Annotated in this window: 16 protein-coding genes; 15 read left to right on the plus strand and 1 reads right to left on the minus strand. The window is 70.1% G+C overall.

Annotated features, from left to right (window positions below):
- The first annotated feature begins 4 nt into the window (after positions 1-4).
- From EV670_RS00690 to EV670_RS00715, 6 genes are all read left to right on the plus strand, one after another.
- The gene (locus EV670_RS00690) at positions 5-232 is read left to right on the plus strand and encodes a hypothetical protein (protein WP_130429904.1); all 228 of its coding nucleotides are present in this window, start codon (positions 5-7) and stop codon (positions 230-232) included.
- A complete protein-coding gene (locus tag EV670_RS00695; protein ID WP_130429905.1) occupies positions 229-2,964 on the plus strand; it encodes a sensor histidine kinase in 2,736 nt (911 codons plus the stop codon). Before EV670_RS00690 ends, EV670_RS00695 begins: the two co-directional genes overlap by 4 nt.
- Positions 2,961-3,338, plus strand: a complete 378-nt coding sequence (locus EV670_RS00700) for a response regulator transcription factor (protein WP_130429906.1) — start codon at positions 2,961-2,963, stop codon at positions 3,336-3,338. Before EV670_RS00695 ends, EV670_RS00700 begins: the two co-directional genes overlap by 4 nt.
- The gene (locus EV670_RS00705; protein WP_341274596.1) at positions 3,335-5,500 is read left to right on the plus strand and encodes a 3'-5' exonuclease; all 2,166 of its coding nucleotides are present in this window, start codon (positions 3,335-3,337) and stop codon (positions 5,498-5,500) included. Before EV670_RS00700 ends, EV670_RS00705 begins: the two co-directional genes overlap by 4 nt.
- Positions 5,501-5,512: 12 nt before the next feature.
- Positions 5,513-6,088, plus strand: a complete 576-nt coding sequence (locus EV670_RS00710) for a DUF924 family protein (RefSeq protein WP_130429907.1) — start codon at positions 5,513-5,515, stop codon at positions 6,086-6,088.
- Between the two features lie 78 nt (positions 6,089-6,166).
- Positions 6,167-7,003, plus strand: coding sequence for a DUF3943 domain-containing protein (locus tag EV670_RS00715; protein WP_130429908.1), 837 nt, complete (start codon positions 6,167-6,169; stop codon positions 7,001-7,003).
- 22 nt (positions 7,004-7,025) lie between these two features.
- Here EV670_RS00715 and EV670_RS00720 read toward each other — a convergent pair whose 3' ends face one another.
- Positions 7,026-7,400 (minus strand): hypothetical protein, encoded by a 375-nt coding sequence (locus tag EV670_RS00720; RefSeq protein ID WP_130429909.1) that lies wholly within the window; start codon positions 7,398-7,400, stop codon positions 7,026-7,028.
- A 64-nt stretch (positions 7,401-7,464) separates the two neighbouring features.
- Between EV670_RS00720 and EV670_RS00725 the strand changes: the two genes are divergently transcribed.
- The 9 genes from EV670_RS00725 (at position 7,465) to EV670_RS00765 (ending at position 20,570) form a co-directional block, all read left to right on the plus strand.
- Positions 7,465-8,934, plus strand: coding sequence for a sigma-54 interaction domain-containing protein (locus tag EV670_RS00725; RefSeq protein ID WP_130429910.1), 1,470 nt, complete (start codon positions 7,465-7,467; stop codon positions 8,932-8,934).
- Positions 8,935-9,328: 394 nt separating this feature from the next.
- Complete coding sequence (locus tag EV670_RS00730; RefSeq protein WP_130429911.1) at positions 9,329-11,359, plus strand: adenylate/guanylate cyclase domain-containing protein; 2,031 nt, start codon at positions 9,329-9,331, stop codon at positions 11,357-11,359.
- A gap of 401 nt (positions 11,360-11,760) precedes the next feature.
- Positions 11,761-12,978 carry a substrate-binding domain-containing protein gene (locus tag EV670_RS00735; RefSeq protein WP_130429912.1) on the plus strand — a complete coding sequence of 406 codons (1,218 nt, stop codon included), beginning with the start codon at positions 11,761-11,763 and terminating at the stop codon, positions 12,976-12,978.
- A 123-nt stretch (positions 12,979-13,101) separates the two neighbouring features.
- Entirely contained in the window at positions 13,102-14,622 is a 1,521-nt protein-coding gene (locus EV670_RS00740) for an extracellular catalytic domain type 2 short-chain-length polyhydroxyalkanoate depolymerase (RefSeq protein ID WP_130429913.1), read from the plus strand.
- Positions 14,623-14,650: 28 nt separating this feature from the next.
- Positions 14,651-15,451 (plus strand): ABC transporter ATP-binding protein, encoded by an 801-nt coding sequence (locus EV670_RS00745; protein WP_130429914.1) that lies wholly within the window; start codon positions 14,651-14,653, stop codon positions 15,449-15,451.
- The gene (locus EV670_RS00750; protein WP_130429915.1) at positions 15,448-16,197 is read left to right on the plus strand and encodes an ABC transporter ATP-binding protein; all 750 of its coding nucleotides are present in this window, start codon (positions 15,448-15,450) and stop codon (positions 16,195-16,197) included. Before EV670_RS00745 ends, EV670_RS00750 begins: the two co-directional genes overlap by 4 nt.
- Complete coding sequence (locus tag EV670_RS00755; protein ID WP_130429916.1) at positions 16,194-17,228, plus strand: branched-chain amino acid ABC transporter permease; 1,035 nt, start codon at positions 16,194-16,196, stop codon at positions 17,226-17,228. Before EV670_RS00750 ends, EV670_RS00755 begins: the two co-directional genes overlap by 4 nt.
- 16 nt (positions 17,229-17,244) lie before the next feature.
- The gene (locus EV670_RS00760) at positions 17,245-18,327 is read left to right on the plus strand and encodes a branched-chain amino acid ABC transporter permease (protein ID WP_130429917.1); all 1,083 of its coding nucleotides are present in this window, start codon (positions 17,245-17,247) and stop codon (positions 18,325-18,327) included.
- Between the two features lie 32 nt (positions 18,328-18,359).
- Entirely contained in the window at positions 18,360-20,570 is a 2,211-nt protein-coding gene (locus EV670_RS00765; protein WP_130429918.1) for a 3-hydroxybutyrate oligomer hydrolase family protein, read from the plus strand.
- Position 20,571 lies beyond the last annotated feature (1 nt).

Below are 20,571 nucleotides of genomic sequence, written 5' to 3' on the forward strand. Positions count from 1 at the left end.
ACCGATGCACGAGCGCCTTCGCTCCCAGCGCCTGGTGGCCCTGTTCGCGGCCGGCTGGCTGCTGCTGAACTTTCCGCTGCTCACGCTCTGGGATCGCGATGTCGAGATCGCGGGCTGGCCGCTGCTGCCGACCGTGCTCTTCCTCGGCTGGGCCTTGCTGATCGGCCTCGCGGCCTGGGTCGTCGAGGCAGGCGGGGATGACAACAGCGACGACGACGGCGACGACGCATGATCGCCGCCCCGCTCGTCGTCGGCACCGGCCTGGCCTACCTGCTGCTGCTGTTCGTGGTGGCGGCCTTCGGCGACCGCCGTGCGCGCGCCGGCCGTTCGCTGATCGGCAACGCCTGGGTCTACGCGCTGTCGATGGGCGTCTACTGCACCGCATGGACCTACTTCGGCAGCGTCGGCCGCGCCGCCAGCTCGGGTCTGTGGTTCCTGCCGATCTACCTCGGGCCGACGCTGGCGATGCTGCTGGCCTGGATGGTGCTGCGCAAGATGATCCGCATCGCGCGCGTGCACCGCATCACCTCGATCGCCGACTTCATCGCCAGCCGCCACGGCAAGAGCCGCGCGCTGGCGGCGCTGGTGACGCTGATCGCGCTGGTCGGCATCCTGCCCTACGTCGCGCTGCAGCTGAAGGCGATCGCCACCGCCTACGCGCTGCTGACCGGTGCCGAGGCGGGCAGCGCCGGTGCCTGGTGGCGCGACAGCACGCTCTACGTCGCGCTGCTGCTGGCCGGCTTCGCGGTGGCCTTCGGCACCCGCCACCTCGACACCACCGAGCGCCACGAGGGCATGGTCGCGGCGATCGCGCTCGAGTCGGTGGTCAAGCTGCTGGCCTTCCTGGCGGTCGGCGTCTTCGTCAGCTGGGGCCTCTTCGCCGGGCCGGCCGACCTGTTCGCGCGGGCGGCGGCGCGGCCCGACCTGAAGCCGCTGCTCGGCCTGGGCACGCAGGGTCCGTTCGCCGGCGGCCAGTGGGCCGCGCTGACGCTGCTGGCGATGCTGTCGGTGATCTTCCTGCCGCGCCAGTTCCAGGTGATGGTGATCGAGAACGTCGACGAGCGCCATGTGCGGCGCGCCAGCTGGGCCTTCCCGCTCTACCTGCTGCTGATCAACCTGTTCGTGCTGCCGATCGCGCTCGGCGGGCTGCTGCATTTCGGCCCCGGCGGCGCCGATCCCGAGACCTTCGTGCTCTCGCTGCCGCTGGCCCAGGGCCAGCAGGGGCTGGCCCTGCTGGCCTTCATCGGCGGCCTGTCGGCGGCCACCGGGATGATCATCGTCGAGGCCACCGCGGTCTCGACGATGGTCTGCAACGACCTCGTGATGCCGCTGCTGCTGCGCCTGCGCCGCTTCGGCGGCCGCGCCGGCGCCGACCTGACGGCGCTGCTGCTTGCCGTGCGGCGCGCGGTGATCGTGCTGCTGCTGCTGCTCGGCTATCTCTACTTCCGTATCGCCGGCGAGGCCTACGCGCTGGTCAGCATCGGCCTGATCAGCTTTGCCGCCGTGGCCCAGTTCGCGCCGACGCTGCTCGGCGGCATGTACTGGAAGGGCGGCACCCGCGCCGGCGCGCTGGCCGGCCTTGGGGCCGGCTTCGCGCTCTGGGCCTACACGCTGATGCTGCCGTCGATCGCCAAGTCGGGCTGGATGGACAAGGCCTTTCTCACCGAGGGCCTGTTCGGCATCGGACTGCTGCGCCCCGAGCAGCTGCTCGGGCTCGCCGGGCTCGACAACCTGACGCATTCGCTGCTGTGGAGCCTGCTGGCCAACGCCGGGCTCTACGTCGCGGTGTCGCTGCTGCGCACGCCCAGCGCGGCCGAGACCAGCCAGGCGCTGCTGTTCGTCGATGTCTTCGAGCGCGACCACCCCGCAGCCGGCGCCGCGCCGGTGTTCTGGCGCGGTCGGGCCGAGCTGGCCGAGTTGCAGCGGTTGATGACGCGCTTCCTCGGTGCCGACGCCGCGCAGCGGCTGTTTGCCGACTACGCGCGCCGCAGCGGTGCCGTCGACATTGCCGCCATCAGCGCCGACGCGCGCCTGGTGCAGTTCGTCGAGACCCAGCTGGCCGGCGCGATCGGTGGCGCCTCGGCACGCGCGATGGTGGCCTCGGTGGTGCACGAGGAGCCGCTGGCGATCGACGACGTGATGCGCATCCTCGACGAAAGCTCGCAGCTGCGCGCCTACTCGCAGGCGCTGGAGCAGAAGTCGGCCTCGCTGGCGCGCGCCGGAGCCGAGCTGCGCGCCGCCAACGAGCAGCTCAAGAGCCTGGACCGGCTCAAGGACGACTTCATGTCCTCGGTGACGCACGAGCTGCGCACGCCGCTGACCTCGATCCGCGCGCTGGCCGAACTGATGGTCGACGACCCGGCGATGGACGAGGCGCAGCGCCAGCAGTTCCTGGGCCTGGTGGTGGCCGAGACCGAGCGCCTGACGCGCCTGGTCAACCAGGTGCTCGACATGGCGAAGATCGAGTCGGGCCACGCCGAATGGCGCAGCGCCGATGTCGATCTGCGCGCGCTGTTGCAGCAGGCGGCGCAGACCACCGCCGAGCTGTTCCACGCGCGCGGCGCGCGGCTCGAGCTGGAGCTGCCCGATGCGGTGCCGACGCTGCGCACCGACCCCGACCGGCTGACCCAGGTGCTGCTGAACCTGCTGTCCAACGCTGCCAAGTTCGTGCCGGCCGCGGAAGGGCGCGTCGCGCTGCGCTTGCGGGTCGATCCGCAGCGCGCCACCATCGAGGTGCAGGACAACGGCCCCGGCGTGCCGCCGGAGCAACAGCAGCTGGTGTTCGAGAAGTTCCGCCAGGGCGGCGACGCGCTGAACCGGCCGCAGGGCACCGGCCTCGGCCTGCCGATCAGCCGCCAGATCGTCGAGCATTTCGGCGGCCGGATGTGGCTGCACTCTGACCCAGGTCAAGGCGCCTGCTTCGGCTTCGAGTTGCCATGGCGGCATGAGGAGAGTGGCGCATGAACCAGAAGAAGATCCTGATCGCCGATGACGAGCCCAACATCCTCATCTCGCTCGAGTTCCTGATGAAGCGCGAGGGCTACGCGGTTGCCGTCGTGCGCGACGGCACGGCGGCGCTGGCGGCGATCCGCGAGCAGCGGCCCGACCTCGTGCTGCTCGACGTGATGATGCCGGGCATGAGCGGGCTCGACGTCTGCCAGGCGGTGCGCGCCGACGAGTCGCTGGCCGGCGTGAAGATCCTGATGCTCAGCGCCAAGGGCCGCGACACCGACGTCGCCAAGGGCAGCGCGCTCGGTGCCGACGCCTACGTCACCAAGCCCTTTGCCACCCGCGAACTGGCCGAGACCGTGCGCCGCCTGCTCGCCGACGCCGCATGACGATGAAGATCGACCGCCGCGAGCTGCTCGCCACGCTCGCGCCGGGCCTGGTGCTGGCGCTGGTCGTGCTCGGCATGGCCGCGCTGCTGCGGGCGACGCTGGAGCCGGCCGAGCGCGCGACGCTGGCGGCGCTGCTCGAGCCGCGCGCGGCGCTGCTGCTGCTGGTGGGGTTGTTGCTGGCCGGTGGCCTCGGCGCGCTCGGCCGCGGCGCCTACCGCCACTGGGTCGCGGCGCCGGCGCGCCTGGCCGAGGAGGCCCGCGTGCTGGCGGCGACCGACGCGCAGCGCGCGCTCGCGCCGCAGGGCAGCACGGAGAACCGGGCGCTGGGTGCAGTCATCGACGATCTGGTGCGCCAGCGCGGCGCGCTGCGCGACGATGTCCAGGCGCGCGTGCAGGAGGCCAGCCGCGAGATCGAGCAGCAGCGCCAGCGCCTGGCGGCGCTGATGGCCGAGCTGACACAGAGCGTGGTGGTGTGCAATCTCGACGGCCGCATCCTGCTCTACAACCACCGCGCGCTGCTGCAGTTCCGCGCGCTCTCGAGCGCGCCGGCGCTGGCCGGCGGCGGCGAGCTGATCGGCCTCGGCCGCTCGATCTACGCGGTGTTCGATCGCCGGTTGGTGGAGCATGCGCTGCAGAGCATCCGGCAGCGGCGCCAGCGCGGCGATGCCCACCCCTCGGCGCAGTTCGTCACCGGCACGCCGGCCGGCCAGCTGCTGCGCGCGCAGATGGCGCCGGTGCGCGCGGGCGACGAGGAGGACGCCGAAGTCGCCGGCTTCGTGCTGATGCTCGAGGACATCACGCAGCAGTCGGCCGAGGCCGCGCAGCGCGACCGCCTGCTGCAGGACCTGATCGAAGGCAGCCGCGCCGGCCTGGGCAACCTGCTGGCGGCGCTCGAGATGCTCGAATTTCCGGATGTCGACGAGCCGACGCGCGAGCGCTTCCAGGCCGTGATCCGCAGCGAGGCGCGCGCGCTGAGTGTGCGCGTGCGCGACGTGGCCAGCCAGACCGCGCAGACCATCAAGACGCGCTGGCCGCTCGAGGACATGCTCGGTGCCGACCTGGTTGCCGCGGCGCTGCGTGCCATCGAGACGCAGCATGCCTGTCGCGTCGTCGGCGACGAGGTCGACGCCGCGCTGTGGCTGCAGCTCGACAGCTACTCGCTGCTGCAGGCGCTGGTGTTCCTGGCCGGCCGCCTGGTCGAGGACCACGGCGTGCGGCTGCTGCGGCTGCGCCTGGCGCGCGCCGGCCAGCGGGCCCAGCTCGACCTTGTCTGGAGCGGGCCGGCGATGAGCACCGAGACCGCGGTCGGCCTCGAGACCGAGCCGATCCGGGTCGGCAGCGACACGCTGGCGCTGACGGTGCGTGACGTGGTCGAGCGCCACGACGGCGCCTTCTGGTTCGAGCGCGTGCGGGTGCGCCACGAGGCCTTCTTCCGTTTCCTGCTGCCGCTGGCCGAGGCCGGCGAGCGCTTCGAGCCGGCGCCCGGCCCGCGCGGCGAGAGCCGGCCCGAGTTCTACGACTTCGACCTGTTTCGCGTCAGCGAGCAGGCGCGCGAATTGTCCGATCGGCGCCTCGCCGATCTCGCCTTCACCGTCTTCGATACCGAGACCACCGGCCTCGAACCCTCGGCCGGCGACGAGATCATCCAGATCGGCGCGACCCGCATCGTCGGCGGCAAGCTGCGCCGCCACGAATGCTTCGAGCAACTGGTCGACCCGCGGCGCGAGATCCCGGCCGCGTCGATCCCGATCCACGGCATCCGCCCCGAGATGGTCGCCGGCCAGCCGGGCATCGAGTTGGTGCTGCCGGCCTTCCACGCCTTCGCGCGCGACACCGTGCTGGTGGCGCACAACGCCGCCTTCGACATGCGCTTCCTGCAGCTCAAGGAGGCCAGCACCGGCGTGGTCTTCGAGCAGCCGGTGCTCGACACGCTGCTGCTGTCGGCGGTGCTCCATCCGCAGCAGGAGTCGCACCGGCTCGAGGCCATCGCCGAGCGCCTGGGCGTGACGGTGCTCGGCCGCCACACGGCGCTCGGCGACGCGATGGTCACGGCCGAGGTCTTCGTGCGGCTCGTGCCGCTGCTGGCCGAGCGCGGCATCGTCACGCTCGGCCAGGCGCTGGAGGCGGCCCAGCAGAGCTACCTGGCACGTGTGCGCTACTGAGGATGAGTCGCGATGCAGACCGATGAAACAGCCGACACGGTGCTCGACTTCTGGTTCGGACCCGAGCCCGGCGTGCGCCGCGCCGAGTGGTTCCGCAAGGATCCGGCCTTCGACGCGCTGATCGCCGAGCGCTTCGGCGCGCTGGTCGAGACGGCGCTCGCGCATGGCCTCGACCACTGGGCCGGCGTGCCGCGCGCCGCGCTGGCGCGCCTGATCGTGCTCGACCAGTTCACGCGCAACATCCACCGCGGCAGCGCGCGCGCCTTTGCCGGCGACGCGCTGGCGCTGGCCGCTGCGCGGGAGCTTGTACGAAGCGGCTGGGACCGCGGCTACACCGGCGTGCAGCGCGGCTTCGTCTACCTGCCGTTCGAGCATGCCGAGGACCTGGCGGCGCAGCGGGAGGCGCTGCGCCTCTTCGGCCAGCTCGAGCGCGACGATCCCACGCAGCGCGGCCTGCTCGAATGGGCACAGAAGCACTTTGAGGTGATCGCGTGCTTCGGGCGCTTTCCGCATCGCAACGAGGCGCTCGGACGGGCCAGCACGGTCGAGGAGCAGGTCTTCCTGGCGCAGCCCGGGTCGGGCTTCTAGTACGCCGGCACGAGGCGCTTGCGCCGCGTCGGCGCGGCGCACTAATGTTGGAAGGTGCCGCGCCCGAACCTTGTCGCCATGCCCGGCATGTCCCTGCCGACGATCCGCCCCGCCGCGCCCCTCGGCGCAGCGTCGCCGACGCGCAGCCCGGACCCGCATCGACCTAGGCCATCCGGGCGTGGATGGCGTCGCCCTCTCTGGCTCGGCCTGCTGGCCCTTGTCGCGCTGCTGCTGGCGATCGGCGCCCCGGCGCAGGACGACGAGACGGCGCCTGGGCCGGGGCCCGACATCGCGGGACTCAAGCGCGACACCTTGTACTTCCTGGGCTACCAGGTGGCGACGGTCGCGGTGCTCTATGCGCTGCCCGCCCACATGACGAACTTCGACCGCGACAACGCGAGCTTCGACCAGTGGCGCGAGAACGTGACGAACCCGCAATGGGACGATGACCAGCACGTCGTCAACTACCTGCTGCATCCCTACTGGGGCGCCGCCTACTACGTGCGCGGCCGCGAGCGGCGCCTCGACCGCATGCAGGCCTTCTGGTACGGGGTCTTGCTGTCGACGCTCTACGAGTTCGGCGCCGAGGCCATGTTCGAGCCGGTCTCGTACCAGGACCTGGTGGTGACGCCGGTGGCCGGCTGGCTGCTCGGCGAGTACGTGTTCATGCCGCTGCGCGCGAGCCTGCTGGCGCAACCCACGCTGGGCACGCTGGACCGCACGCTGCTGGTCCTGACCGACCCGCTCGGAACGCTGAACGGGCTCACCGACCGGCTCTTCGGCGTGCCGACCCAGCTCAGCGTCGCACTCGTGCCAAGCGGCCGGATCGCACGCAACCCCGCGTGGCAGCCGGTCGGTGCTCCGCCCCGACCCACAGGCCGCGGCTGGGAACTGCGACTGGAACTGCGCTGGTGAGTCCGGCCCGGCGGCGGTCTCGCTAGCGCGGTGGCCGCCGGCGCGCCAGCCGCCAGCCGATCGCGATGCCGAGCGCCATCAGCGCGAGCGCCATCGCCGCCAGCAGCGCGAGTCCGGATGCCGCCGGCAGCGCGAGCCCGGTCGCCGCCGGCAGCGCGGCGCTGCCGCCATCCTGCGTGGCGCCGCGCAACGCGCTCCAGTCGGCGCTGTCGATCTGCGTCATGCTCGTGGCCTCGGGCAGCCCGTAGACGCAGAGCTCGCCGCCCGGAAGCTTGCAGAAGCGCGCGGCCGGACAGGCGCGCAGGATGTCCTGGCGCGCGCCTTCGGCGCATTGCGCGCCGGCGCTCTTCAGGACCGTGATCGTGATCTCCGGATGCTTGGTCAGTTGCTCGGGCATCGTGAGCTCCTTCGCGGTTGGCGCGGGTTGTCGCCGAGGCGACGCGCGGTGCCTGCGGCGTACCATGCCGCCCGTGCCGACCACCCCCGCCACGAACGACGCGAATGCTCTGCCGCGCGACACGCAGAGCGTGCTCAAGCTGGCCGCGGCCTCGATGTTCTCGCTGTTCGACCAGAGCAGCCAGGGCATGCTGCTGGTCGACCGCAATGCGCGCGTGGTCTGGATCTCGGATGGCTACCGGCGCCTGCTGCCGCTGCTCGGTTTCGAGCGCGAGGAGGACTTCGTCGGCCACCCGGTGGCCGAGGTGATCCCGAACACCGCGATGCACCAGGTGCTCGAGACCGGCAAGCCGATCCTCGTGGACCTGATCAGCAACAAGTCCGGCACCTTTCTCGTGACCCGGCTGCCGTTGCGCGACGAATCCGGTGCCGTGATCGGGGCGCTCGGCGTGGTGCTGCTCGATGCGCCCGACGCCACGCACCCGGGCTCGATGCAGCCGCTGCTGGCCAAGTTCTCGCGCCTGCAGCGCGAACTCGACGATGCCCGCGCCGAACTGGCCGCGCACCGCCGCCCCAAGTACACGATCGCCAGCTTCATCGGCGGCAGCGGCCCGGCCCTCGAGGTCAAGCGCCAGGCCCGGCGCGTGGCCTCGACCGACGCCACCGTGCTGCTGCTCGGCGAAACCGGCACCGGCAAGGAACTGATGGCGCATGCGATCCACGCCGCCTCGGCGCGGGCACGCGCGGCCTTCGTCGGCGTCAACATCGCGGCGGTGCCCGAGACCCTGCTCGAGGCCGAGTTCTTCGGCGTCGCGCCGGGTGCCTACACCGGCGCCGACAGAAAAGGCCGCGACGGCAAGTTCAAGCTCGCCGACGGCGGCACGCTGTTCCTCGACGAGATCGGCGACATGTCGCTGGCGCTGCAGGCCAAGCTGCTGCGCGTGCTGCAGGAGCGCGAGCTCGAGCCGCTCGGCAGCAACCGCGTGATCAGCGTCGACGTGCGCGTGATCGCCGCCACCTCGCGCGACCTGGGTGCGATGGTGCGCGAGGGACGCTTCCGTGAAGACCTCTACTACCGCCTGGCGGTGGTGCCGATCCGCCTGCCCGCGCTGCGCGAACGGCTGGCCGACATCGAGGCGCTGGCCGAGGCGCTGCTCGAGGACATCTCGCGTCGCAGCGGCCTCACCGCGCGCAGCCTGGCGCCCGACGCGCTGGAGTGGCTCGCGCGCCAGGCCTGGCCCGGCAACATCCGCGAGCTGCGCAACGCGCTCGAGCAGGCGGCGCTGATGAGCGATGACCTGGTGCTGACGGCCGGCCATTTCTCCGCGGCGGCGCAGACACCGGCGCCCGTCGCCACCGCGCCGGCGCCGGCCGCGCCGCTGCCCGAGCGACGCGCGGCGATGGAGCGCGCCGCGATCGAGGCGGCGCTGCGCAGCACCGGTGGCAACCGCGTGGCGGCTGCAAAGCTGCTGCAGATCTCGCGGGCGACGCTGTACGAGAAGCTGGCGAGGTGGCCGGACCTGGCGAGGTCGTAGGTCGCGGCAGACGTTGATCTGGCGCGAACGTCAGAGCAAGGGTTCAGTCTGGGTCGCGCCAATCGGCGCGCCAGCTTCTCGCACGAGTTGCGACCGGACTTCGGCGACGCCCCGCTTCCTGCACGCGGCCGAGGCAGGATGCCGGCAGGCTGTTGTTCGACAGTGTCTGCAGTCGACCACAAACGGACCTGGGCCCCCAGTGCCGCAGAGCGCTCACTCGCAAGCGATTGATCTCACTCAGTCTTCGATAGCTCGCGAAGAAGTGACTCTGCATGAGGTTGTTCATTCACAAAGATCCATGGGACCGTCGTACAGAGGGCGACCAGTAACCAATCGATCGTGAATGTCCACGGTACGCTAGCGTCAGTCGTCGCTGCCTGAGATCATTTGGCGCATGGAGAACTCCGAGCTGCGGCACCGCCTGCTGGCCATCCTGGCAGCCGACGGCGTGGGCTTCTCGCGCCTGATGGCCGCCGACGAACGAGCGACTGTGGCCATGCTCGACACGGCGCGCGCCATGTTCAGCGAACAGATTTCCGCTCACGGTGGACGTTTGGTCGACACGGCCGGCGACTCCGTGCTGGCCGTGTTCGACACCGCGGCTGGTGCGGTGGTCGCGGCCCTTGCGGTGCAGGCCCGGTTGGACGAGCAGCGCAGTGAAATACCGCCCGAGCAGTGCCTGCGCTTCCGCATCGGCGTCCACTTGGGCGATGTGTTCGAGAAGGCGGACGGCACCGTGTACGGCGACGGCGTCAACATCGCGGCACGCTTGCAGGCGCTGGCTGATGCCGACGGCCTCGCCGTGTCGCAGTCGGTGCAGATGGCGGTTCAGGGGCATGTGGCAGCGCACTTCGAGAACATGGGCGCCCAGTCGGTCAAGAACATCTCGCGGCCGGTGCAGGTGTTCCGCGTCCGGGCCGGTAACACGGCTGCGCCGCGTCGTCTGAAGTCGCGCAGGGTGCTCGTCGCCATCGCAGCGGCCTTGGTGGTGGTGGCGGTGGCGGGCGTTGCCTGGCAGGCCGTGGTGTCGCGGACACCATCGAGCGGCGTCGCGGCCAGCAATTTCGACGCGGCGACCGCGCGCAAGACGCTCGCGGTCTTGCCCTTCGCTAACCTGGGCGACGACAAGGCGAACGAACTCCTCACCGACGGGGTCACGGACGAGTTGATCGGCCTGCTCTCGCGCGTGCGCGGCCTGCGCGTGACGGGACGCGACTCGTCCTTCTACTTCAAGGGCAAGCAGGTGCCGATGGCCGAGATGGCGCGCCAACTCGGGGTCAGCTACCTGGTCGGCGGTAGCGTTCGGCGGGACGGCTCGCGCGTGCGCATCAGCGCCCAACTGCTGAATGCAGCCGACGGCGCGGTGCTCTGGTCGCGGTCCTTCGACCGCGAATTCAAGGACGTGCTGGTTGCCCAGGGCGAGATCGCGTTGGGCATTGCAGGCAGCCTGACACAGTCGATCGACGACTCGGCGAGCTTTGGCGGTCGGGGCACGACGAGTCCCGAGGCCTGGCAGGCCTTCCTGGAGGCCAAGGGCCTGCCGGCGGGCCAACGCGTCGCGGCCTATGAGCGCGTGCTGGCGCTCGACCCGAACTTCGCTCGCGCCCATGTGGCCCTGGCGGATCAGGTGCTCGGGCTGGCACTCATCGGCAAGCTGTCCAAGCAGGTCGCGAGCGAGCGGATGACCAACTATCTGCAGGAAGCCTTGCGGATCGATCCTCGCTACGATCATGCCTATGGCCTGCTGGGCGCGGCGGCCAAGATCGCCGACGACATGCAAGCGCTACGGCGCCACGCACAGCGTGCGCTCGACATCGACCCCGACTCATCGGCGGGCCACGGGTGGACGGCCGAGCTGAAACTGCACGCGGGCGACATGGGCGGGGCACTCCCGGCATTCAGGCGGGCTGCCGAGCCTGTACCGCTGGTCGGTTGGGCACGCCTCAACTATGCGATGGCACTTCGCCACGCGAACCAGCCGGCCCAGGCACTGCAGGAGGCCGAGCTGGCCCTGGCGCTCGACCCGAATTCCGTGCGCGCACTGGCGGAGAAGGCTCACTGCCTGCTGATGCTCGGACGCCGCGACGAAGCGTTGCGGCTTGCTCGTGAGCGGGACTTCACGACCTTCTTGATCCGCTACGGAGCGCCAGAGGACCAGGCCGCCATGCGCCAACGCAAGAATCTGGACGCGCACGCCACCGCCTGGCAGGAGTTCCTGCTAGGACGACCGGATGCGGTTGTCGAGCATCTGGAGGTGGACCACTCCGGCGACATCCAGGGCCGCGCCCGGGTGCTGTTCGACGCGGAGTACGACCCGGTGCGCAGGCGGCCCTCCTTCGAGGCCTGGCTGGCCAGGCACAAACTGACTGAGGCCCACGAGCGCGCGCAAGCCTGGCGGGCAGCCAATCCCGTGCCCAAGCGCTAGGAAACTCCGAGTGGTCGGGCGGCACCCGACTTCGATACCACCGGAACCCAACACCCAATGCGCATAGGCATCGAACCTCGGACCCGGCGGAGGTCGGGGCCGAGCAGCCAGCCGTCAATGTCAGCTAAAGGTGGCTGCGAATGCCTTCAACGGGTCGACACCGGCTGCATCAATCACTGCCCGCCGGCGCCGCTTTGCGGTCGCACGGCCGCTGTCCGAACCCTCGGACACTGTCCGATCGGCGGACAGCGGCGCTGTCCGGTGCTGCGGTCCTATGGCACGTTTGGCCGCGCCAGCCGGCTCTGTCGACCTCGATTCAAGGGTTCTCCCCCAATGGCACATGGCTTGCGGATAGCAGGCTCACCACGGCCGAACACAGGCCGACCTGAGGAGACGAAACGATGAATCGCCACCCGACCCGCGCCCGCCGCGCGCTGATCGCCGCCGCCGCGCTGGCTGCCACCACCTTCGCCCTGCCGGGTGCCGCGCTGGCGGCCGATGCTGCCAAGGAAATCCGCATCGCCCATGTCTACAGCAAGACCGGGCCGCTCGAGGCCTATGGCAAGCAGACCCAGACCGGGCTGATGCTCGGCCTGCAGTACGCCACCGGCGGCACGATGATGGTGAACGGCAGGAAGCTGGTGCTGATCGAGAAGGACGACCAGGGCAAGCCCGACGTGGGCAAGGCCCAGCTCGCCGCCGCCTACGCCGACGACAAGGCCGACATCGCGGTCGGCCCGAGCAGCTCCGGCGTGGCGCTGGCGCTGCTGCCGGTGGCCGAGGAAGCCAAGAAGATCCTGCTGGTCGAGCCCGCGGTGGCCGACTCGATCACCGGCGACAAGTGGAACAAGTACATCTTCCGAACCGGCCGCAACAGCAGCCAGGACGCGATCAGCAACGCGGTGGCGCTCGACAAGGAAGGCACCACGATCGCGATGCTGGCGCAGGACTACGCCTTCGGCCGTGACGGCGTGAAGGCCTTCAAGGACGCGATCAAGAAGGCCAAGATCGTCCACGAGGAATACCTGCCGACCACCACCACCGACTTCACCGCCGGTGCCCAGCGCCTGATCGATGCGCTCAAGGACAAGCCGGGTCGCAAGGTGATCTTCATCATCTGGGCCGGTGCGGGCAATCCGTTCAAGATCGCCGACCTCGACCTCAAGCGCCACGGCATCGAGATCGCCACCGGCGGCAACATCCTGCCGGCGATGGCGAACTACAAGCAGTTCCCCGGCATGGAAGGCGCCACCTACTACTACTTCGGCATCCCGAAGAACCCGGTCAACGAGTGGCTGGTCGCCAACCACTACAAGGAATACAAGACCCCGCCCGACTTCTTCACTGCCGGTGGCATGAGCGCGGGCATCGCGCTGGTCGAGGCGCTCAAGAAGACCGGTGGCGTGACCGACACCAACAAGCTCATCACCGCGATGGAGGGCATGAGCTTCGAGACGCCCAAGGGCAAGATGACCTTCCGCAAGGAAGATCACCAGGCGATGCAGTCGATGTACCACTTCAAGATCAAGGCCGACCCGGCCTTCGCCTGGGGCGTGCCCGAGCTGGTGCGCGAGATCAAGCCCGAAGAGATGGCGGTGCCGATCCGCAACAAGCGCTGACGCGCACGCGGCCGGGCAAAACGCCCCGGCCGCATCACTTCTTGCAGTTGCAGTGCGACCTCCGCAAACACGGAGGCGAGGGGAGAGCTTTTCCTTCACACCAACAACGAGGAGACAAGGCACATGAACAGCAGCAACTTCCTGCGCGCGCTGGCCCTGGTGGCCGCGCTGTGCAGCGGCAGCGCCTTCGGCGCGGTCGCCCTGCCGCAGTACAACGTCGACACCAGCAAGATCAGCGTGTCGGGCCTGTCGGCCGGCGGCTTCATGGCCAACCAGCTCGGCTACGCCTACTCGTCGACCTTCATGGGCGTCGGCGTCTTTGCCGCCGGCCCCTACATGTGCGCGGGCCACAGCAACTACACCGCCTGCATGTACAACGCCACCGTCTCGGCCAGCATGCTGAGCACGATGCAGGCCGACATCAACAACTGGAGCGGCACGGCGATCGACAGCAAGTCGAACGTGGCGAACCAGAAGATCTATATGTTCGTCGGCAACAGCGACTACACCGTCGGACCGAATCCGATGAACGCGGTGCAGACGCAGTACACCAACAACGGCGTGCCTGCGGCGAACCTGGAGTACGTCAGGCGCGCCAGCACCGCGCACGTGTTCCCGACCGACTTCGACGCCACCGGCAACAACGCCTGCAGCAGCAGCGCCTCGCCCTACATCAGCAACTGCGGCTATGACGGCGCCAAGGCCGCGCTGAGCAAGTTCTACGGCACGCTCAACGCACGCAACAACGCGCCGGCGGCCGCCAACTACATCGAGTTCGACCAGAGCGCCTACAGCAACGGCAACCCCGGCATGGCGGCCACCGGCTGGCTCTACGTGCCGGCGAGCTGCGCCGCGGGCACGCAGTGCAAGCTGCACGTGGCGCTGCACGGCTGCCAACAGCACACCGTGGCGATCAGTGACAAGTTCGTCAAGAACACCGGCTACTCGCGCTGGGCCGACACCAACAACATCATCGTGCTGTTCCCGCAGGCCAAGGTCGACAGCACCAGCCGCGGCACCGCCGCCAGCGGTTCGCTGGCCAATCCCAACGGTTGCTGGGACTGGGTCGGCTGGTACGGCAGCAACTTCGCGCAGAAGGCCGGCACCCAGATGGCGGCGATCAAGGCGATGGTCGACCGCCTCGCCTCGGGCACCGGCAGCGGCGGCGGCGGTGGCGGTGGCGGCGGTACCGCGCTGCCGGCACCGACCGGCGTCGGCACCTCGGGCGCGACCGCGTCGAGCATGGTGATCGCCTGGGGCAGCGTCAGCGGCGCCAGCGGCTACAACGTCTACCGCGGCGGCACGCAAGTCAACAGCGCGCTGGTAGCCGGCACCAGCTACACCGACACCGGCCTGGCCGCGGCGACCACCTACAGCTGGACCGTGGCCGCGGTCGATGCAAGCGGCGTCGTCGGCGCGCAGTCGAGCGCCGCGACCGGCGCCACCACCGGCACCGCGCCGCCGCCTGCGACCTGCTTCACGAGCAGCAACTACGCCCACACCACCGCCGGCCGTGCACACCAGAGCGGCGGATACGCGCTGGCGAACGGCTCGAACCAGAACATGGGGCTGTGGAACACCTTCGTCACGACGACGCTGAAGCAGACCTCGCCCGGCTACTACGTCATCGGCACCTGCCCCTGAGCCGCACGCCCCACCAGAAGTTGAAGCAATGGCCGCTCTCCTCGAAACCAGGGACCTGACGATCCGCTTCGGCGGCCACGTGGCGGTCGACAGCGTGTCCTGCGCCTTCGCCGCCGGCACGCTGACCGCGATCGTCGGGCCCAACGGCGCCGGCAAGACGACCTACTTCAACCTCGTGTCCGGGCAACTGCGTGCCTCGAGCGGCTCGGTCTGGCTCGACGGCGAGGACATCGGCACGCTGCCGGCCCCGCTGCGCACGCGCAAGGGGCTCGGCCGTGCCTTCCAGCTGACGCAGCTGTTCCCGACGCTGTCGGTGCTCGAGAACGTGCGGCTGGCGGTGCAGGCGCGCGCGCAGGGCCGCCACGAGGCCAGCGCCGGACGCGTCAGCGGCGTCTTCGACCTGGCCCGCGTCTGGCTCGACCGCCGCACCTGGATCGACGAGGCGATGGGCCTGCTCGAGCAAGTGCGCCTGGCCGACCGCGCCGACGCACCCGCCGCCAGCCTGCCGCATGGCGACCAGCGCAAGCTGGAGGTGGCGCTGCTGATCGCGCTCGATCCCAAGGTCTATCTCTTCGACGAACCGACCGCCGGCATGAGCGTGGACGAGGTGCCGGTCGTGCTCGACCTGATCCGCTCGCTCAAGAGCCGGCGCGACCGCGCGATCCTGCTGGTCGAGCACAAGATGGACGTGGTGCGCGAGCTGGCCGACCGCATCGTCGTGCTGCACCAGGGGCAGCTGGTGGCCGATGGCGAACCGGCGGCGGTGATTGCCTCGCCGGTGGTGCAGCAGGCCTACCTCGGCGTCGTGGCAGAGGAGGAGGCCGCGTGAAGCCTCTGCTCGAACTGGCCGGTGTCCACACCCACATCGGCGCGTATCACATCCTCCATGGCGTCGACCTCGTCGTGCCCGAGGGCGAGGTGACGATGCTGCTGGGCCGCAATGGCGCCGGCAAGAGCACAACGCTGCGCACGATCATGGGCCTGTGGCAGGCATCGAGCGGCAGTGTCCGCTTCGACGGCGCCGCGATCGGCGGCCCCGGCAATGCGCAACTGCCGACGCCGGCGATCGCGCAGCGCGGCATCGCCTACGTGCCCGAGAGCATGGGCATCTTCGGCGACCTGACGGTGGCCGAGAACCTGGTGCTCGCCGCGCGTTCCGCGGCCCGCGTCGATGCGCTCGACAAGGCCCGGCTCGACTGGGTCTTCGGCCTGTTCCCGGCGCTGAAGAAGTTCTGGCTCTACCCGGCCGGCAAGCTCAGCGGCGGCCAGAAGCAGATGCTGGCGATCGCGCGCGCGATCGTCGAGCCGCGCAAGCTGCTGCTGATCGACGAGCCGAGCAAGGGCCTGGCGCCATCGATCATCCGCAACCTGGTCGAGGCCTTCAACGAGCTCAAGCGGCAGCAGGTGACGATCCTGCTGGTCGAGCAGAACTTCATGCTGGCCAAGGCGGTCGGCGACAGCGTCGCGGTGATGGACGACGGCCGCGTCGTCCACGCCGGCGCGATGGCCGAACTGGCCGCCGACGAGACGCTGCAACAGCGCCTGCTCGGGCTGGCACTGGGAGCCCACCAATGAACGCCGCCACGGTCACCGGCACCGCTGCATCCGCCATTCCGAAGACCCCGATCGACTGGCAGCCGCTGCTGCTGCTGGCCGGCGTGATGCTCGCTGCGCTGCCCGCGATCGGCAGCGGTTCGACCTGGGTCACGCTGACCGTTGCCGGGCTGGCGATGGGGATGATGTTGTTCGTCATCGCCTCCGGCCTGACGCTGGTCTTCGGCCTGATGGACGTGCTGAACTTCGGCCACGGCGTGTTCATCGCGCTCGGCGCCTACGTGGCGGTGAGCGTGATGGGCGGCATGGGTGCTCTTGCCGGCAGCGCCTCGCTGGGCTCGAACCTGCTCGCGATAGGCGCCGCGATGCTCGCCGCGGTGCTGATCGCCGGCGTTGCCGGCCTGGTCTTCGAGCGCCTGATCGTGCGCCCGGTCTACGGCCAGCACCTGAAGCAGATCCTCATCACGATGGGCGGCATGATCGTCGGCGAGGAGCTGATCAAGGTGGTCTGGGGCCCGGCCCAGCTGCCGCTGCCACTGCCCGAGGCGCTGCGCGGCGCGATCCTGGTGCCGGTGTTCGGCGACGCCGCGGCGATCGAGAAGTACCGCGTGCTGGCGGTGCTGGTCGGCCTGCTGGTCCTGACCGCGCTGCTGTGGACGCTGAACCGCACCAAGATCGGCCTGCTGGTGCGCGCCGGCGTGCAGGACCGCGAGATGGTCGAGTCGCTCGGCTACCGCATTCGCACGCTCTTCGTCGGCGTCTTCGTCGCCGGCTCGGCGCTGGCCGGCCTCGGCGGTGTGATGTGGGGGCTCTACCAGCAGAGCGTGACGCCGCAGATCGGCGCCCAGGTCAACGTGCTGATCTTCATCGTGATCATCATCGGCGGGCTCGGCTCGACCTTCGGCGCCTTCGTCGGCGCGCTGCTGGTGGGCCTGGTCGCCAACTACACCGGCTTCCTCGCGCCCAAGGTCGCGCTGTTCTCCAACATCGGGCTGATGGTCGCGGTGCTGCTGTGGCGGCCGCAAGGGCTGTACCCGGTGACGAACCGTTGATGAAGAGAAGACCGCCATGCTGAACCGTCTTCTCTCCCACGACCTGCCGCGCAGCCGCTGGCTCGCCGCCGCGCTGCTCGTCGTCTTCGTCGGCCTCGCGCTCGCGCCCTTCGTCTTCGAGGGCAGCCGTGCGCTGAGCGTCGCCGCCAAGATCTGCATCTTCGTCGTGCTGGTCGCGAGCTACGACCTGCTGCTGGGCTACACCGGCATCGTCAGCTTCGCCCACACGATGTTCTTCGGCATCGGCGCCTACGGCGTGGCGATCGCCAGCACGCGGCTCGGCGAGGGCTTCGGCGCGGTTGCGATCGGCACGCTGCTGGCGCTGGTCGTGAGCCTGCTGCTGGCGCTGGTGATCGGCCTGTTCTCGCTGCGCGTCAAGGCGATCTTCTACGCGATGATCACGCTCGCGGTGGCCTCGGCCTTCCTGACGCTGGCCTCGCAACTGAGCGACTTCACCGGCGGCGAGGACGGGCTCTCGTTCCGCAACCCGGCCTGGCTCTCGCCGAGCTTCGAGCCCTTCGAGGAACCCTTCCTCGGCGTCATGATCGACGGCCGGATCCTCAGCTACTACCTGCTGTTCCTCGCCAGCACCGGGCTGTTCCTGGCGCTGCTGCGCATCGTCAACTCGCCCTTCGGCCGCGTGCTGCAGGCGATCCGCGACAACGACTTTCGCGCCGAGGCCATCGGCTTTCGCGTCGTCGCCTACCGCACGCTGTCGAACATGCTCGCGGCGGGCTTCGCCACGCTGGCCGGCGTGCTGCTCGCGCTGTGGCTGCGCTACACCGGGCCCGAGACCACGCTCTCCTTCGAGATCATGCTCGACGTGCTGCTGATCGTCGTCATCGGCGGCATGGGCACGCTCTACGGCGCGGTGGTCGGCAGCGCGCTCTTCCTGCTCGCGCAGGGCTACCTGCAGGCGCTGCTCAAGCTCGCGCACGACGCTCTGACGAGCCTGCCGCAACTGCCGGCCATCGTCGGCGAGCTGGTCTCGCCCGATCGCTGGCTGCTCTGGCTCGGGCTCGGTTTCGTGCTCTGCGTCTATCACTTTCCCAGCGGCATCGTCGGACGTCTTCGGGCGGCTCGCGGGTCGCACTCCTGAAGTCCCTCGCCAGAAACAAACGGAGAAGACCCATGAAGACGATCCACGCCAAACGCATCCCGAGCGCTGCCAGCGCGCTGGCCCTGGCCGCGCTTGCGGCCCTGCTGGCCGGTTGCGGCGACGACGACGAGCCGACGCCCGTCAACACGCTGCCGGCCGGCATCACGCAGCTCGGCGTGACCGCCTACCCGGCCAACGCGCCGACCGGCTCGCCCTTCGGCACCACGGCGGCCACACAGGACCTGCTGACCGGCGGCCTCGGCAAGGGCGGCCTCGCACTGGCCGCGCCGGCCTACGCCGATCCCGCCAACCCGAGCGCGATCGAGCTGCGCCGCAATGCGCTGCATGGCAACTACCGAGGCATCGTCGACATCACGGCCAACGGCGGCTACGGCAGCCTCTACGGTCCGAACATCACGACCGGCGGCAGCCTGACCGCGAGCGAGGGCATGATCCCCGGCCGCGAATACGTCGCCACGCTCGACGACGGCAGCGGCCGCAAGCAGGTCGTGATCGCGGTGCAGGTGCCCGACAGCTTCGATCCGCACAACCCCTGCGTCGTGCTCGGGCCGTCTTCCGGCTCGCGCGGCGTCTACGGCGCGATCGGCAGCGCCGGCGAATGGGGCCTCAAGCATGGCTGCGCGGTCGCGCTGACCGACGCCGGCAAGGGTGTCGGTCTCTACAACCCGATGGACGACACGGTCAACCGCATCGACGGCACGCGCGCCACGCGCGCCGCCGCCGGCAGCCTGAGCTTCTTTGCCGCCAACCTCAGCGACGCGGCGCGCACCGCCTTCAACGCGCTGTTCCCGGACCGCATCGCGATCAAGCAGGCCCATTCGCAGCAGAACCCCGAGAAGGACTGGGGCTCGGACACGCTGGCGGCGGCGCGCTACGCGATGTACGTGCTCAACGGCATCCACGGCACGACGATCACGCCGGTGCCCTTCACCGCGGCCAACACGCTGGTCATCGCCGGCTCGGTCTCGAACGGCGGCGCCGCGGTGCTGCGCGCGGCCGAGCTCGACACCGAGGGCCTGATCGACGGCGTGGTCGCCGGCGAACCGGTGACCGAGATGCCGACCAGTAGCGGCTACGCCATCCAGCAGGGCGGCACGCCCGTGGCCGGGGCCTACGGCCGTCCGCTGGCCGATTACGTGACCTTCGGCAACCTCTACCAGCCCTGCGCCGCGCTGGCCGCGGACGCCACGATGGCCGAGGCTTCGATCTTCAACTACATCCCGCTGGTCGGCATGACCGCACGCGCCACCGCGCGTTGCACCGGTCTCGCGGCCAAGGGCCTGGTCACCGGTGTCACGACCGCCGAGCAGTCGCTCGACGCGCTCAACAAGCTGCGCGCCTTCGGCTGGACCGTCGACCACGACCGCATGCACAACGCCCACTACGCGCTGGGCAACGGCCCGATCCTGTCGGCGATGTACCCGATGGCCTATGGCCGCTTCGGCCTCGAGGCCAACCTGTGCAACACCAGTTTCGCGGCGACCAATGCCGCCACCGGTGCCGTCGCACCGGTCAGCGCCGTGGTGCTGGCCGGCAGCTTCGCGAGCGCCAACGGCACCGCCAACGGCGCTCCGGCCGGCGTGGTCTACAACGACTCGGTCGGTGGCGCCAGGGCGTGGCAGTTCGCGGTCTCGCCCTCGACCGGCGTGGCCGACTTCGGCCTCGACAACGCGCTGTGCCAGCGCGCGCTGGTGACCGGCACCGATCCGGTCAGCGGTGCCGCGCTGACGGCGAGCAGCGTTCCCACCGCGGCCCAGAGCGCGGCGGTGCGTGCCGGCATCGCCGAGGTTCTGGTCAACGGCAACCTGCGCGGCAAGCCGACGATCGTCGTCGCCGGCCGCAGCGACGCGCTGGTGCCGGTCAACCACAACGCGCGCGCCTACACGGCCTACAACCGCACGATCGAGGGCGCGGCCAGCCGGCTGAGCTACATCGAGGTCACCAACGCCCAGCACTTCGACAGCTTCCTGTCCTTCGGCGGCTTCGACTCCCGCTTCGTGCCGCTTCACGTCTACTTCGTGCGCGCGATGGACGCGATGCACGCGCACCTGAAGAGCGGGACTGCGCTGCCGCCGAGCCAGGTGGTGCGCACCGTGCCGCGCGGCGGCGCGCCGGGTGCGGCGCCGGCGATCACCGCCGCCAACGTGCCGGCGATCGCGGCCGCGCCGGTCGTGGGTGACCAGATCAGCTTTGCCGGCAATGCGCTGAACGTGCCGAACTGAG

The sequence above is a fragment of the Rivibacter subsaxonicus genome, assembly GCF_004217215.1.
GTDB classification, from domain to species: domain Bacteria; phylum Pseudomonadota; class Gammaproteobacteria; order Burkholderiales; family Burkholderiaceae_C; genus Rivibacter; species Rivibacter subsaxonicus.

Bases quoted from the DNA above. Each gene is read 5' to 3' on its own strand.
- EV670_RS00735 (WP_130429912.1), top strand. From the start codon at position 11,761: ATGAATCGCCACCCGACCCGCGCCCGCCGCGCGCTGATCGCCGCCGCC.
- EV670_RS00765 (WP_130429918.1), top strand. From the start codon at position 18,360: ATGAAGACGATCCACGCCAAACGCATCCCGAGCGCTGCCAGCGCGCTG.
- EV670_RS00695 (WP_130429905.1), top strand. From the start codon at position 229: ATGATCGCCGCCCCGCTCGTCGTCGGCACCGGCCTGGCCTACCTGCTG.
- EV670_RS00710 (WP_130429907.1), top strand. From the start codon at position 5,513: ATGCAGACCGATGAAACAGCCGACACGGTGCTCGACTTCTGGTTCGGA.
- EV670_RS00755 (WP_130429916.1), top strand. From the start codon at position 16,194: ATGAACGCCGCCACGGTCACCGGCACCGCTGCATCCGCCATTCCGAAG.
- EV670_RS00720 (WP_130429909.1), bottom strand. From the start codon at position 7,400: ATGCCCGAGCAACTGACCAAGCATCCGGAGATCACGATCACGGTCCTG.
- EV670_RS00745 (WP_130429914.1), top strand. From the start codon at position 14,651: ATGGCCGCTCTCCTCGAAACCAGGGACCTGACGATCCGCTTCGGCGGC.
- EV670_RS00740 (WP_130429913.1), top strand. From the start codon at position 13,102: ATGAACAGCAGCAACTTCCTGCGCGCGCTGGCCCTGGTGGCCGCGCTG.
- EV670_RS00715 (WP_130429908.1), top strand. From the start codon at position 6,167: ATGCCCGGCATGTCCCTGCCGACGATCCGCCCCGCCGCGCCCCTCGGC.
- EV670_RS00700 (WP_130429906.1), top strand. From the start codon at position 2,961: ATGAACCAGAAGAAGATCCTGATCGCCGATGACGAGCCCAACATCCTC.
- EV670_RS00705 (WP_341274596.1), top strand. From the start codon at position 3,335: ATGACGATGAAGATCGACCGCCGCGAGCTGCTCGCCACGCTCGCGCCG.
- EV670_RS00730 (WP_130429911.1), top strand. From the start codon at position 9,329: ATGGAGAACTCCGAGCTGCGGCACCGCCTGCTGGCCATCCTGGCAGCC.
- EV670_RS00690 (WP_130429904.1), top strand. From the start codon at position 5: ATGCACGAGCGCCTTCGCTCCCAGCGCCTGGTGGCCCTGTTCGCGGCC.
- EV670_RS00725 (WP_130429910.1), top strand. From the start codon at position 7,465: ATGCCGCCCGTGCCGACCACCCCCGCCACGAACGACGCGAATGCTCTG.
- EV670_RS00760 (WP_130429917.1), top strand. From the start codon at position 17,245: ATGCTGAACCGTCTTCTCTCCCACGACCTGCCGCGCAGCCGCTGGCTC.